At 66.5% G+C, this 13,532-nt stretch carries 13 protein-coding genes; 5 read left to right on the top strand and 8 right to left on the bottom strand.

What is annotated here, in order from left to right:
• Positions 1 to 36: 36 nt before the first annotated feature.
• The 5 genes from J2S97_RS12330 to J2S97_RS12310 form a co-directional block, all read right to left on the bottom strand.
• Entirely contained in the window at positions 37 to 627 is a 591-nt protein-coding gene (locus tag J2S97_RS12330) for a hypothetical protein (RefSeq protein ID WP_307049773.1), read from the bottom strand.
• Complete coding sequence (locus J2S97_RS12325; RefSeq protein ID WP_307049771.1) at positions 624 to 1,298, bottom strand: MarR family transcriptional regulator; 675 nt, start codon at positions 1,296 to 1,298, stop codon at positions 624 to 626. The genes J2S97_RS12330 and J2S97_RS12325 overlap by 4 nt, the downstream gene beginning before the upstream one ends.
• Before the next feature lie 105 nt (positions 1,299 to 1,403).
• On the bottom strand, positions 1,404 to 2,735 hold the full coding sequence (locus J2S97_RS12320) for a M50 family metallopeptidase (RefSeq protein ID WP_307049769.1): 1,332 nt from the start codon (positions 2,733 to 2,735) through the stop codon (positions 1,404 to 1,406).
• 18 nt (positions 2,736 to 2,753) lie between these two features.
• Positions 2,754 to 3,938, bottom strand: coding sequence for a 1-deoxy-D-xylulose-5-phosphate reductoisomerase (dxr, locus tag J2S97_RS12315; protein WP_307049767.1), 1,185 nt, complete (start codon positions 3,936 to 3,938; stop codon positions 2,754 to 2,756).
• Between the two features lie 46 nt (positions 3,939 to 3,984).
• Positions 3,985 to 4,728 carry a sulfite exporter TauE/SafE family protein gene (locus J2S97_RS12310; protein ID WP_307049765.1) on the bottom strand — a complete coding sequence of 248 codons (744 nt, stop codon included), beginning with the start codon at positions 4,726 to 4,728 and terminating at the stop codon, positions 3,985 to 3,987.
• Between the two features lie 85 nt (positions 4,729 to 4,813).
• Here J2S97_RS12310 and J2S97_RS12305 point away from each other — a divergent pair, with 85 nt between their 5' ends.
• Positions 4,814 to 6,313 carry a lipase maturation factor family protein gene (locus J2S97_RS12305; RefSeq protein WP_307049763.1) on the top strand — a complete coding sequence of 500 codons (1,500 nt, stop codon included), beginning with the start codon at positions 4,814 to 4,816 and terminating at the stop codon, positions 6,311 to 6,313.
• A gap of 53 nt (positions 6,314 to 6,366) precedes the next feature.
• On the opposite strand, the gene J2S97_RS12300 is transcribed toward J2S97_RS12305, so the two are convergent.
• Both J2S97_RS12300 and J2S97_RS12295 read right to left on the bottom strand, forming a co-directional pair.
• On the bottom strand, positions 6,367 to 7,053 hold the full coding sequence (locus J2S97_RS12300; RefSeq protein WP_307049761.1) for a response regulator: 687 nt from the start codon (positions 7,051 to 7,053) through the stop codon (positions 6,367 to 6,369).
• Positions 7,050 to 8,657, bottom strand: a complete 1,608-nt coding sequence (locus tag J2S97_RS12295) for a sensor histidine kinase (RefSeq protein ID WP_307050006.1) — start codon at positions 8,655 to 8,657, stop codon at positions 7,050 to 7,052. The genes J2S97_RS12300 and J2S97_RS12295 overlap by 4 nt, the downstream gene beginning before the upstream one ends.
• Before the next feature lie 341 nt (positions 8,658 to 8,998).
• On the opposite strand from J2S97_RS12295, the gene J2S97_RS12290 reads away from it, so the two are divergent.
• From J2S97_RS12290 to J2S97_RS12275, 4 genes are read left to right on the top strand one after another with little or no spacing between them, the layout of a single operon-like run.
• Complete coding sequence (locus J2S97_RS12290; protein WP_307049759.1) at positions 8,999 to 10,009, top strand: Bug family tripartite tricarboxylate transporter substrate binding protein; 1,011 nt, start codon at positions 8,999 to 9,001, stop codon at positions 10,007 to 10,009.
• Positions 10,006 to 10,518 (top strand): tripartite tricarboxylate transporter TctB family protein, encoded by a 513-nt coding sequence (locus J2S97_RS12285; protein ID WP_307049756.1) that lies wholly within the window; start codon positions 10,006 to 10,008, stop codon positions 10,516 to 10,518. The genes J2S97_RS12290 and J2S97_RS12285 overlap by 4 nt, the downstream gene beginning before the upstream one ends.
• Complete coding sequence (locus J2S97_RS12280; protein WP_307049754.1) at positions 10,518 to 12,188, top strand: tripartite tricarboxylate transporter permease; 1,671 nt, start codon at positions 10,518 to 10,520, stop codon at positions 12,186 to 12,188. Before J2S97_RS12285 ends, J2S97_RS12280 begins: the two co-directional genes overlap by 1 nt.
• The gene (locus tag J2S97_RS12275; protein WP_307049752.1) at positions 12,185 to 12,577 is read left to right on the top strand and encodes a universal stress protein; all 393 of its coding nucleotides are present in this window, start codon (positions 12,185 to 12,187) and stop codon (positions 12,575 to 12,577) included. Before J2S97_RS12280 ends, J2S97_RS12275 begins: the two co-directional genes overlap by 4 nt.
• A 120-nt stretch (positions 12,578 to 12,697) precedes the next feature.
• Here the strand turns inward: J2S97_RS12275 and J2S97_RS12270 are convergent, their stop codons facing one another.
• Positions 12,698 to 13,531, bottom strand: coding sequence for an HpcH/HpaI aldolase/citrate lyase family protein (locus tag J2S97_RS12270; RefSeq protein ID WP_307049751.1), 834 nt, complete (start codon positions 13,529 to 13,531; stop codon positions 12,698 to 12,700).
• Position 13,532: the final 1 nt, after the last annotated feature.

Below are 13,532 nucleotides of genomic sequence, written 5' to 3'. Positions count from 1 at the left end.
ACCCTATCGCCCTGCCCGCCCGAGTTTGTATCCGGTTCAGCTGAGGAAGAGGATCTTGACAAGGGCCGCAACCCCGGCGGCCCACAGCATGGAGGCCAGCGTGCCGATGATGAACCTCTCCGCGGCAACGGGGGTCTCTTTCAGTTCGGCGAAGCGCCCCAGTCCCTTGATCGCCACCACATAGGCGATGGCCACGGGCTGGCCGGTGAGGATGGCCAGGCACACTGCCAGCCTTTCCAGGACGCCGATGATGGCACCGCCGCGCAGGATCCGCGTGGTGTGCGCTGGCGAACCTGCCGCCTCTTTGGCTGCCTTTCCCATTTCGTCACGGGATTCGTCCCGGGTTGCGTCCGCGGCGACGGTGATTTCGCCGTCGACAGTCCCCCGGCCCGCTGTCGTTTTGTCCGCCGCGTCCTTGTCGCCCGTTTTTTTGTCCACTGTGACGTCGGCGGAGGGGTCATCACCCGACTCTGCGGCGGCCCGGTCGGCGGCAGCCTTGTCGGCTGCGGCCTTGGCCGCATCCGCTTTGTCGTCGATGGTCCGCGCCAGCCGGAACACCAGGGCGGTGACCGGCCAGCCGACGAAGCCTGCCGTCAGGAGGGCGAGCGTAATCCAGAGAGCGTTCACGTTTGTCCTTCCAGGACTGCGTCATGGGCCAGGGCCAGGAGCATCCCGGCGGCCGGCCTCGCCGCCCATTCTTCCTGCCAGCCGGACCTCAGCACGGCGCGGCTCACCGACTGCTCCGTGATTCCCAGTTTTGCGGCGGCGAGTTTCTGGGTACCGTGGCGGGCTGCCACGTCCTGCTGCAGCACACGAAGGGTGTCCACGACTTTCCACTGGGCCTCCGTGCGGTCCTGCACCAGGCGGCCGATGAGGCGGAGGACAGCCTCGGCGTTCGCGCAGGCCAGGATGCCGGGCTCGGCCGCCGGCGTCGCGGCGCCGCCGCGACGAAGACCGCCGGACACCACGGACAACGGCACATGGGCGGCAGCAGACTTGGCTTTCTCGACTGCCATCCGGGCGGCAACGAACGCCGGCCCGGATCCCTCCCTCGGGCTGGCAGGCAGGGGCAGGTCAACGGCACCCACCCCGATTCCCACGTACCACTGGCCGCTGCGCAGGGAATGGAGCGCGATCTCAACTACTTCCGCCGGCTGCTCCACCACACCCTGGACTTCGTCACCGACGGAGCGTTCGAAGCGGCCGCCGGTTGAGATTCCGTGCAACTCAGCGAGCAGGCCGGGCACCCGGTCCCTATCCCCCGTACTGCCCCGCTGGTCGATCGTGAGTACATACATACCGCAAACATAACCGACTGATTATCTAATATCAATCATTTTCGGCTGATTATGAAAAATCATCCCAAAAGGGCTGACTATGGAATCCAAGACGCTGGGAGCTGATTAGCCGAAGAGGTTCACGGGCTTGACGATGTCTGCGTAGATCAGCAGCGCACTCATGCCCATCAGCAGCGCGGCCACCACGTAGGTCACCGGCAGGAGTTTGGCGATGTCGAATGCCCCGGGGTCAGGCTGTCCGAACAACTTGGCCAGCCGCCGTCGGACGCCTTCATACAGCGCGCCGGCCACATGGCCGCCGTCCAGCGGCAGCAGCGGAACCAGGTTGAACACGGCCAACGCGAAGTTCAGGCCGGCCAGCAATCCCACCAGCGCAGCGAGCCTGGACTGCAGCGGAACCTCTTCCATGGCGGCAACTTCACCCGCCACGCGGCCCACACCTACGACGCTGATGGGTCCGTTGGGATCGCGGGGCTCTTCACTGAAGGCCGCCTTGGCCACGCCCACCACGCGGGCGGGCAGGTTCAGGACGACGCCGGCCACCTGCTGGATGTTTTCCCCCGCCATGGGGAGAACGGACGACGCCGGCTGGGAGACCAGCGTTGTCTGGGCACCGATCCCCAGGAAACCGACTTCCTGGTACTGGAGGGTTCCGTTGGAATCAGTGGCCTGCCGGCCGTCGGCGCCGATGACCGGCCGTGCAGAGAGTACGGGAGTCACAGTGGTGGTGACCGGCGAGCCGTCCCGTTCCACGGTGATGTTGACTTCCCGGCCGGCGGACGCACGGATCCAGCCGGTGAGTTCGTTCCAGTCGGTCACGGCCTTGCCGTCGAACGACGTGATGCTGTCGTTGGGCTTGAGCTGGGCGTCGGCCGCGGGAGTGAGCTTGCAGTCGGCGGAGTCCGGATCCACGGTCTCCCCTGCCTTGACCTGGCATTTGGAGACGTCAGCAATGGTGGTGGTGGGGGTGCTGATCCCGAACCCCATCAGCAACACGGCCGTCAATGCCACGCCGATCAGCAGGTTCATGGCGGGACCGCCCAGCATCACGATGATTTTCTTCCACACCGGAAGCCGGTAGAAGACGCGCTTCTCGTCGCCTGGCCCCACTTCCTCGTGGGCCATGGAACGGGCCTCGGTGGCGAGGGTCTGGAACATCCCGGTGCTGGAAGGGCGCACCGTGCCGTCATCCTTGTTCGGCGGGTACATGCCGATCATGGACACGTAGCCGCCCAGCGGGATGGCCTTGATGCCGTACTCGGTCTCCCCCTTGCGCTTTGACCACAATGTGGGGCCGAAGCCGATCATGTACTTGGTGACCCGTACCTTGAACAGCTTGGCCGGAACCAGGTGGCCCACTTCATGCAGCGCGATGGAGACTGCGATGCCGATCGCCACAAAGACGACACCGAGGATGAAGAGAATGACGGGACTCATGCTTAGATTTACTGCTTCCTAGAGACTGCTCACTGCTAAACGTTCGTGGGTGCGCGCTCGTGCCCACGTTTCAGCATCCAGCACGGACTCAACTGTCAGCCCGGAGGATCCTGGGTGTTCGCTGAGCACCGCTTCGATAGTATCCACAATGTCCGTGAACCGGATCCGGCCGGAGTGGAAGGCCATCACGGCCTCTTCATTGGCGGCGTTGAAAACGGCGGGATAAGTACTTCCCTGCTTGGCAGCGTCCTTGGCAAGCGCGACGGCGGGAAACGCCTCGGCGTCGAGCGGTTCGAAGGTCCAGCTCGTTGCCTGGGTCCAATCGCATGGCGTGGCCGCCTTCGGGACGCGGTCCGGCCAGCCCAGCCCGAGGGCGATCGGCAGGCGCATGTCCGGCGGGGAGGCCTGGGCGATGATGGAGCCGTCCACGAACTGGACCATGGAATGCACCACTGACTGCGGGTGGACCACAACATCGATGCGGTCCAGCGGGATGTCGAACAGCAGGTGCGCTTCGATCACTTCCAGGCCCTTGTTCACCAGGCTGGCGGAGTTGGTGGTGACCATCAGGCCCATGTCCCACGTGGGGTGGGCCAGGGCATCCTGCGGCGAGACGTTGTGGAGTTCCTCGCGCGTCCTGCCGCGGAATGGCCCGCCTGAGGCCGTCAGGATGAGCCGGTCCACCTCAGCGGCAGTCCCGGAACGCAGGCACTGCGCGATGGCCGAGTGCTCGGAATCCACCGGGACGATCTGGCCTTCCCGCGCGGCAGCCTTCACCAGGGCGCCGCCGACGATCAGCGATTCCTTGTTGGCCAGCGCCAAGGTGGCGCCTGATTTCAAGGCCGCCAGTGTGGGTGCCAGCCCGATGGAGCCGGTGATGCCGTTGAGCACCACGTCTGCTTCGAGCTCCGCAATCCTGGTGGAGGCGTCGGGGCCGGTGATGATCTCGGGGCGGTACCCGGTGATCCCGGCCGCCCGGGCGGCGTCGTCGATCAGCTCCTGCAGGGCGGACGCATCGCCACTGGCGGTGCCCACGGCCTTCGCCTTCGTGTGCACGGCCTGCCGGGCAAGGAGATCCAAGTTGCCGCCGCCGGCGCTCAGGGCCACCACCTCGAACAGGTGCGGGGCGCCGTCGACGACGTCAATCGCCTGGGTGCCGATGGAACCGGTGGATCCGAGAAGAACGATTCTGCGTGGCTGCATCCGTTAAGTATCCCGCACGTGAAAGGCCGGCCGGGCCCCGCGCCGCCTACCCGAACGCCAGCTCCACCACGCCCTTGGTAATCGTGGATACTGCCCCTGTGTAGGCGATCACCACCACAATCCGGCGGACGGCTGCGGGCTGCACCCGCCCCGACAGCACGTCGCCTGCCACGATTCCGAGCACCATGGCACCCAGGACACCCAGCCATTGCCAGCCTTCCAGGGCCGGAACATGTCCACCGGAAAAGAAGTATTTGGTCATCAGCGAGGACAGGCCCGTGGTGACGAAGTAGGGCTGCAACGTCGCGCCAAAGCTCTTCTGATCCCAGCGGGTGGCGATCGCATAGGCCGTAATGGCCGGTCCGCCCACGCCGGCCGCGGCGTTCATCAGTCCGCTGGAAAACCCCAGGGACATCATGGGGACAGGTCCGCTGGCGCGCCAGGAACTCCGGGTCAGCCGCTGGGAAGCGAGCAGGGCGATGATAAGCAGCACGCCGATGCAGATTTCCAGGGGTGCCTCGGGGACATTGCTGGCGAGCCAGGCGCCCGGAGCCACGCCCACCACTGCGGACGCGGCCAGGCCGGCGTAACGGCGCCAGTTGACGTGCCGCCACACCCTGGACAGGATCAGCAGCGACGACGCCGCGCCGCAGAGGTTGATGATCATCACCCCGTCGAAGGGGCCAAGCAGCACCACCAGGACCGGCGAGACAAGGAGTCCGAAGCCGAGGCCCGCAATGCGCTGGGCCAACGCCCCGGCGACAACAGCGATGAGCACCAGCGCAAACATGGTTCGATCCTAGTGCGGCAGCGCATCGGACCAGTTCCGGGGCGCGTCCATTGACGCCGGTGGCGGCAGGCGTAACGTGAACAACGTGGAGTGGACCGCTTGGTTCGACGCGCCGGAGTATGAGTTCGCCCGGCAGGTGCTGCAGCGCGGCATTGCCACGATCTTCTTCGTGGCATTCCTCTCCTGCCTCAACCAGTTCCCGGCGCTGCTCGGCGAGCGCGGCCTGCTCCCGGTCCCCGACTACCTGGACAGCTTCAGGCGGCGACGCCGGCCCAGCCTGTTCCTGTGGCGCTACTCGGACCGCCTGCTGCGGTGGGTCTGCTGGACCGGCATGGCCATTGCGGCGACGATCGTTGCGGGTCTCCCCCAGCTGGGGCCGCCCTGGGTACCAATGATCGCGTTCCTGTCCCTGTGGCTGCTGTACATGTCGATCGTCAACGTGGGCCAGACGTTCTACGGGTTCGGCTGGGAAATGCTGTTGCTCGAGGCCGGGTTCATCGTGGCATTCCTCGGTTCGGACCAGACTCCACCGCCCCGGACCATCCTGATCCTGCTGGCGTGGCTGCTGTTCAGGCTTGAGTTCGGCGCCGGGATGATCAAAATCCGCGGGGGCAGCGAGTGGCGGGACCTGACCGCCCTGTATTACCACCACGAGACCCAGCCGATGCCCGGTCCGCTGAGCCGCCACGCGCACCTGCTCCCCAAGCCCCTGCACCGGATGGAGGTCCTGGGTAACCATTTCGCCCAGCTGGTGGTCCCGTTCTTCCTCTTCGCCCCGCAACCGCTGGCCAGCATCGCCGCGGGCATAGTCATCTTTACCCAGCTGTGGCTTGTGGCGAGCGGGAACTTTGCCTGGCTCAACTGGATGGCCATCCTGCTGGCCTTCGCGGCCGTCAGCGATCCGGTGGCCCACGCCGTGTTGCCCGTTATCCCGCTGGACTGGCACGCGTCGGGTTCAGGCGCGTCCGGCCCAGTCGCGGGCGACGGCGGCGCGGGTGACGGCGGCACGCAGACCCCGGTGTGGTGGCTCGCCGTCGTGCTCGCCGTGACGCTGCTCCTGCTGGTGCTCAGTTACTGGCCCGTCCGTAACCTCCTCCAGCACCGGCAGCTCATGAATGCCAGCTTCAACCGCTGGCAGGTGGGCAACACCTACGGGGCGTTCGGCACGGTGACCAGGATGCGGATCGAGATTGTGGTGGAGGGGACCCTCGACGCCGAGCCGGACGACGATTCCGACTGGCGGGAGTACGGATTCCGCGGTAAGCCCGGCGATGTCCGACGGCTGCCGCGCCAGTGGGCTCCTTACCACCTCCGGCTGGACTGGCTCATGTGGTTCCTGCCCCTGCGCACAGTGCACGAGGAGTGGTTCTACGCCTTCCTGGCCAAGCTGCTGGAAGCTGACGGGGCGGTGCTCCGGCTCCTGCGCAAGGACCCGTTCGACGGCGCCCGCCCCCGGTGGGTGCGGGTGCACAGCTACCTCTACCGCTTCGCCAGCAGGGCGGAGTACCGCGAAACAGGCCAGCGCTGGATCCGGACCCTGCTGTATGAAGCCATCCCGCCGCTGTCCCTCCCGCCGGGGCGCTGACGCCGGGCATCGATACCGGGCAACGACGCCGGGGCATTGACGCCGTGCTGGTGTCACACAGGCTTCAGGGCATAACGGCGCTCGGGACGGCCTGCACCGTACTTGAGCCGCACCTCCACCCTGGACTCGTCGTGGAGGTATTCGAGGTACCGGCGGGCGCTGACCCGGGACGTTCCCAGCAGGTCGGCGACCTCGGCCGCTGACAGGTCCGCGTCGGCGGAGTTGAGCACGTCCACCACGCGCTTGAGGGTTTCGGGGCTGCAGCCTTTGGGAAGCTGCGGCTCTGTCCGGTCGGTGCGTTCGGTGCTTTCCAGTCCGAAGACCCGGTTGACGTCCGATTGCTCGGCAACATCCTTGGAGAGGTCCAGCCCCTGGTAGGCGCTGCGGTAATGCTCCAGGCGTTCCTGCAGGTCCGTCTGCGAAAACGGCTTGATCAGGTAGTGGACAATCCCGCCGCGCAGCGCACGGCGGACCGTCTCCACCTCACGGGCGGCACTGATCACCAGCACGTCCAGTTCCGGCGCCGCCTCCCGCAGCTTGGTCATGAGGTCCAGCCCGTTGATATCAGGCAGGTGGATGTCCAGCAGGACCAGGTCGGGCTGCAGGCGGGCGGTTTCCGCCATCGCCTGGGCTCCGGTGTGCGCAACCCCTACGACGGCGAAGCCCGGTGTGCGCTGGATAAAGCCGGCGTGGACTTTGGCCACCATGAAGTCGTCGTCGACGATCAGGACGTTGATCATGGCCTGGCCACCTTCCGTTCCGCGGGCATCCGTTTCAGCGGCGCCCTTTTCAAACGCGCGGTAAAAACCGCACCGCCGTCATTGGCCACGGCAAGGTCGCCGCCGCTGCGCCGGCAAACGACCCGGGAGAGCGCCAGGCCAAACCCCCTGCCGCCCGCGGGGCCAGGCTTTTTGGTGGTGAAACCCTGCCGGAAAATCTCTTCTGTAGCCGAAGCGTCAACGCCCGGGCCGGTATCCCGTACCGTGACGACCACTTGCTCCGGACTGTCCTCGACGAGGACCCGGACAGACGCCTCCGCTGCTCCGGTGACGGCGTCGAGGGCGTTGTCCACGAGGTTGCCCACCACGGTGGTCAGGTCCCGGGAAAGCTCGTCGTCGACCCGCTCCAGCGCGGAGTCCGGGTCAAGCTGGAGGGTGACCCCGCGTTCCGTGGCGAGGCTGGACTTGGCGATCAGCAGGGCGGCGAGCGCCGGGTCCTGGATGCGGCTGGTCACCTCATCGTTGAGCCGGGTTCTGTCCAGGGTGGCGCCATTAACGAACTGCACCACGGAATCGTACTCGCCGATCTGGATCAGGCCGGAAATGACGTGTAGCTGGTTGGCGAACTCATGGGCCTGCGCGCGCAGGGTATCGGTGGCGGTGCGGGTGGCGCCCAGCTCCCGTTCCAGGGACGACAGTTCGGTCCGGTCGCGCAGGGTGGTGACGGAACCGATGTCGCGGCCGCGTGAACGGATGGGCACACGGTTCAGCACCACCAGCCGCTCCCCCACCAGCACCAGCTGGTCCGGCCCTGGCTGCTCCCGCGTCAGGACGTCCTTCAGCGCCGGGTCCACCGGCAGGACCGCGAGGACCTTGCCCACGCAGTCCGCCGGCAGGCCCAGCAGTTCGCGGGCGCTGTCATTGGCCACGGTGACGCGTTCGTGCGGGTCGAGAGCCACCACGCCCTCCTTCAGCCCATGCAGCATGGCCTCCCGGTTCTCCACCAGCCCGGTGATTTCACTGGGTTCCATGCCGAGGGTCTGCCGTTTGACGCGGCGGGCCAGCAGCAGTGAGCCTGCCACCCCCAGCACGCTGGCCACCCCCAGGTAGGTGAGCAGGTTGGGGACGGCGTCGCCCAGCCGCTCCCAGGTGGAGGGGTAGTGCCGGCTGATGGAGGCGATGCCGATCATTTTTCCGGCGTCATCCAGGACCGGGACGTGGGCGGACAGCACCGGGGCGGCGTTGCCGTCCACCACGCCGGTCCAGGCGCGTCCCTCCATCACGCGGCTCTCACCAAGTTCCAGTGGAAGGCCCAGCAGCCCGGGGTCCGAGGAGGCCACCACCGTGCGGTCCGATCTGGCAAGGGCCACCTGTGCGGATCCGGAAACGGTGCGGACCGATTCCGCGACCGCGGGCAGGGCAGAGCCGCCGCGCGGCTCGGCCGACGGCAGCAGTGCACGGACCGTGGGGTTGTTGCCCAGCGCTTCCGCGGCCGACAGGGCGCGGCGGCCTTCGATCCGTTCAAAGGCGGCGGCGGACTGTGCCAGGGAGATGGCGACGACGGCCACGAGGACGGCCAGGACAATCAACAACTGCAGGACCAGGTATTGCCCGGCGAGGGACATTCCTCTTCGTCGAGTCACGTGCCGTCTTTCCTATTTTCTGAGTGCCAGGTTCTTTTCTGAGTGCCAGTTCGGCGGGCTTCGTGGAAACGATGCCGGCGTGCGTCCGCGGGACTCCCGATCCGCCGCGGTGGGGTGAACTATACCCCACGGCGGAATGCCGGGACCGGGCCGGTTTCCGAGGCAGACTCCGCGACGGTTGCGAACCGGAAACGTGAACGAAATGAACTTAACTTTCTCTGCGTACACAAGAGTGATGTCCGTCACTTTCAGGCCTAGCATCAAAGCACCAGTCAGTTTTGCTGACCAGCTATACCGAGAACTTTACTGAGAAGAGGAACCCCATGCGCCAGATCCGCGCATTGCGAATTGCCGCCGTCGCCGCCGGTATCGCCCTGATGGCCACCGGCTGCGGTGCCACAGGAAAGAGCTCCACCGGCGGTGCCACCTCCGGCGCCCCTGCCGGTCCGCTGACCGGCCTCCAGATCATGGTCCCCAACACTGCGGGTGGCGGCTACGACACCACCGCCCGCGTGGCGGCCAAGGTCCTCGAAGACGAGAAAATCGCCACGAACCCCGAAGTCTTCAACCTCGCCGGCGCCGGGGGCACCGTGGGCCTCGCCCGAATCGTCAACGAAAAGGGCAACGGCGACCTCACCATGCTGATGGGCCTGGGCGTGGTGGGCGCGAGCTACACCAACAAGTCCGAGTCCAAGCTGACGGCCACCACTCCCCTGGCCCGGCTCATCGAAGAGCCCGGCGCCATCATGGTCAGCAAGGATTCGCCCTACAAGACCATCGACGACCTGGTTACCGCTTGGAAGGCTGACCCCGGTTCCATCAGCGTCGGCGGCGGCTCGTCGCCGGGCGGCCCGGACCACCTCCTGCCCATGCAGCTTGCCGGCGCGCTGGGCATCGACGCCACCAAGGTGAACTTTGTGTCCTACGACGGCGGTGGAGACCTCCTCCCGGCCATCCTGGGCAACAAGGTGGGCTTCGCGGCCTCCGGTGCAGGTGAGTACCTCAAGCAGATTGAATCCGGCGCGGTCCGCGTCCTGGCCACCAGCGGCGAGAATCGGCTCGAAGGCGTGGATGCCCCCACGCTGAAGGAATCGAACATCGACCTGGTGTTCACCAACTGGCGCGGCATCGTGGCCCCTCCGGGCATCACCGACGAGGACAAGGCCAAGCTGATCGGGGCGCTCGAAAAGATGCACGGCACGGCCGCCTGGAAGGAAGCCCTGAAGACCAACAGCTGGAGCGACGCCTTCATCACCGGCGCTGAGTTCGAAAGCTTCCTGGCCGAGCAGGACAAGCGGGTGGCGGACGTCCTCACGAAGCTTGGCCTGGCGTGAGCTCCTCACCAACACTGGCCTCACGGCTCAAAGGCCGCTCCGAGCTGGGGGTTGCCCTCCTGCTCGGGGCGGCCGGGGCATTGGTCATCGCGGACGCGGCCCGCATCGTCACCCCCTATTCGCAGTCTGATCCCGTAGGACCAAAAACCCTGCCGTTCATTGTGGGCGGCCTGCTGCTGGTCTGCGCTGCCTTGCTGGCCGTCAACGTGCTCCGCGGTGGCCAGGGCGAAGCCGAAGGCGGTGAGGACGTGGATCTCACCCACCCCGCCGATTGGAAGACCATCCTGCCGCTGGTGGGGGCCTTCGTCGCCAACATCCTGCTGATCGATTGGGCAGGCTGGGTTATCTCGGGAACCATCCTGTTCTGGGGCAGCGTCTGGGCACTGGGAGGCCGGCACTACATCCGTGACGGGCTCATCTCCGTGGCCCTGTCCCTCCTGACCTTTTATGGCTTCTACCTTGGCCTCGGCATTGCGCTGCCCGCCGGTCTCCTGGAAGGGATTCTCTGATGGATGTCTTTTCCTCCCTGATGGACGGCTTTGCCACCGCCCTGACCCCCATGAATTTCCTCTACGCCGTCATCGGCGTCGTCCTGGGAACCGCCGTCGGGGTCCTCCCGGGCCTCGGCCCGGCCATGACCGTGGCACTGCTGCTTCCGGTCACGTACGCCCTGGAACCCACCAGCGCCTTCATCATGTTCGCCGGCATCTACTACGGCGGCATGTACGGCGGCTCCACCACCTCCATCCTGCTTAATACGCCAGGCGAATCGTCGTCGGTGGTCACCGCCATCGAAGGCAACAAGATGGCGAAAGCCGGCAGGGCCGCACAGGCACTAGCGACGGCGGCCATCGGCTCGTTCGTGGCCGGCACCATCGGCACCACCCTCCTGGCAGTCTGTGCTCCGATCGTGGTGGACTTCGCCGTCAGCCTCGGCGCTCCGAGCTACTTCGCCATCATGGTCCTGGCCCTGCTGGCCGTCACGGCCGTCCTGGGCTCCTCGCGGCTTCGGGGCTTCGCATCCCTGGGCCTTGGCCTCGCCATCGGCCTGGTAGGCCTGGACGTGGTCACCGGCCAGGCCCGGCTAACCTTCGGCGTGCCGCTCCTGGCGGACGGTCTCGACATCGTGGTGGTGGCAGTGGCCATCTTCGCCGTCGGCGAGGCACTCTGGGTTGCCGCGCACCTCCGCCGCAACCCCCTGCAGGTCATTCCCGTGGGACGCCCGTGGATGGGAAAGCAGGACTGGAAGCGGTCCTGGAAGCCCTGGCTCCGCGGCACCGCCTTCGGCTTCCCCTTCGGCGCACTGCCCGCCGGCGGCGCCGAGATTCCCACGTTCCTCTCCTACGTCACGGAAAAGCGCCTCAGTAAACACCCCGAAGAGTTCGGCAAAGGCGCAATCGAGGGTGTGGCCGGTCCGGAAGCAGCCAACAACGCTGCAGCTGCAGGGACGCTGACGCCCATGCTGGCCCTGGGCCTGCCCACCAACGCCACGGCCGCAGTGATGCTGGCAGCGTTCACGCAATACGGCATCCAGCCCGGGCCGCAGCTGTTCGAAAGCGAGGGACCGCTGGTCTGGGCCCTCATCGCCAGCCTCTTCATCGGCAACCTGCTGCTGCTGATCATCAACCTGCCGCTGGCACCGATGTGGGCGAAGCTCCTGCAGATCCCCCGGCCCTACCTGTACGCCGGCATCCTGTTCTTCGCCACGCTGGGCGCCTACTCGGTGAACCTGCAGGCGTTCGACCTGGTCCTCCTGCTGGCGCTCGGCGCGCTGGGCTTCATGATGCGGCGCTTCGGACTTCCCGTCCTGCCGCTCATCCTCGGTGTCATCCTCGGACCGCGCCTGGAAAAGCAGCTCCGCCAGACGCTGCAGCTCAGCGCCGGTGATCCTGCCGGCCTCTGGAGCGAGCCGATCGCCGTCACCGTCTACATCATCGTGGCGCTCATTCTCCTGTGGCCGCTGCTGTTCAAGCTGATCCGCCGGAGCCGGCCCGCAGTTGCAGTCCAGCCCTCGGTTGCAGACCAGCCCTCAGTTGCAGACCAGCCAGGGCAGCGGCCGGATTCATCCGCACCGGGGACCCACCACACCACGGATGACGGCGACGCCGGGCACCGCAGCACTGTCCCCCACGACACCGTCCCCCACGACTCCATCCAGCACGATAAGGAGAAACCATGACCATCGTTGTGGGCTACGTCCCGACCCCAGAGGGCGAAGCGGCATTTGACCAGGCCATCAAGGAGGCACGGAAGGCACAGTCCAAGCTGGTGGTCATCAATTCCTCCCGGGGCGATGCCCTGGTGGACAAGCGGTATGCCGGGGAAGCTGAAATCGAGGGCATCGACCAGCGGCTCGGCAAGGAAGGAATCGAGCACATCATCCTCCAGCCGGTGCGCGGCCACGACGCCGCCAATGAGGTGCTGGAAGCGGCGGAGGCACACCAGGCCGATCTGATTGTGATCGGGCTACGGCGGCGCTCGCCCGTCGGCAAGCTGATCATGGGCAGCACGTCCCAGCGGATACTCCTGGAAGCGGATTGCCCCGTTCTCGCTGTGAAAGCGGGCTAAGCGGGCTAAGCGGGCTAAGCGGTACAGCTGAACATGCCAGAGGCCGGGAGTCATCCGACTCCCGGCCTCTGCCGTGGTGCTGCACCGCTATTGGTTCAGTCCTGTCCCCGGCGGCGCTTCCTAGTGGACTGCCCGCCGCAGGGTGGATTCCGCGTGCTTCAGGATGGGCCCGTCGATCATTTTTCCGTTGAACTGGAACACGCCGCTCCCGGCAGCAGCGGCAGCCTCCAGGAGCTCCTTGGCCGCGGCGACGTCCGACTCGGCGGGAGCGTAGGCGCCCCGTACGATGGCAACCTGGCTGGGGTGGATGCAGGCCTTGGAACCGAAGCCCGAGGCCACGGCGTCGCGTGACTCGGCCGCGAGCCCTTCAAGATCCGGAATGTTGACGTACACCGAGTCGATGGCCTCTTTTCCGGAGGCCCCGGCTGCCAGAAGCACTGTTGACCTGGCGTGCAGCGCCACTGCCCGGTAGGCGCCGTCGTCATTCCTGCTGGAGGTTCCGCCGAGTGAAGCGAGCAGATCCTCGGCACCCCACATCAGGCCCACCACATTGGGTTCGGCGGCGATGGCGGCGGCGTTGACGATACCGGCGGCCGTCTCGCAGAGCGCAATAACGCTGTAGCCCTCGAGCGCCTTGAGCTGGCCGGGGTTTTCGGCCTTGGCCAGCATCACGTGGCGGTACGGGGTGTGCTTCAGGCAGTGCAGGTCCTTCTCGAACTCGTCCGTTCCCGCCGGGTTGATCCTGATGATGGTGCGGCTGGGATCCAGCTCCGGAACGTCGCCGGTGGCGCCAAGCTGGGCGAGGATGGCACCGCGGGCACGCTGCTTGTCAGCGGGCGCGACGGCGTCCTCCAGGTCCACGATCACGGCGTCGGAACGCTCCGCGGCCTTCTGGTAGCGCTCGGGACGGTCGGCGGGACAGAACAGCAGGGCAGGACCCATCAGGAATGTCATG

It is taken from the genome of Arthrobacter oryzae (genome assembly GCF_030812315.1).
GTDB classification, from domain to species: domain Bacteria; phylum Actinomycetota; class Actinomycetes; order Actinomycetales; family Micrococcaceae; genus Arthrobacter; species Arthrobacter oryzae_B.
Note: the sequence above shows the minus strand (reverse complement) of the source record. Positions and strands in the feature narration are given on the sequence as shown.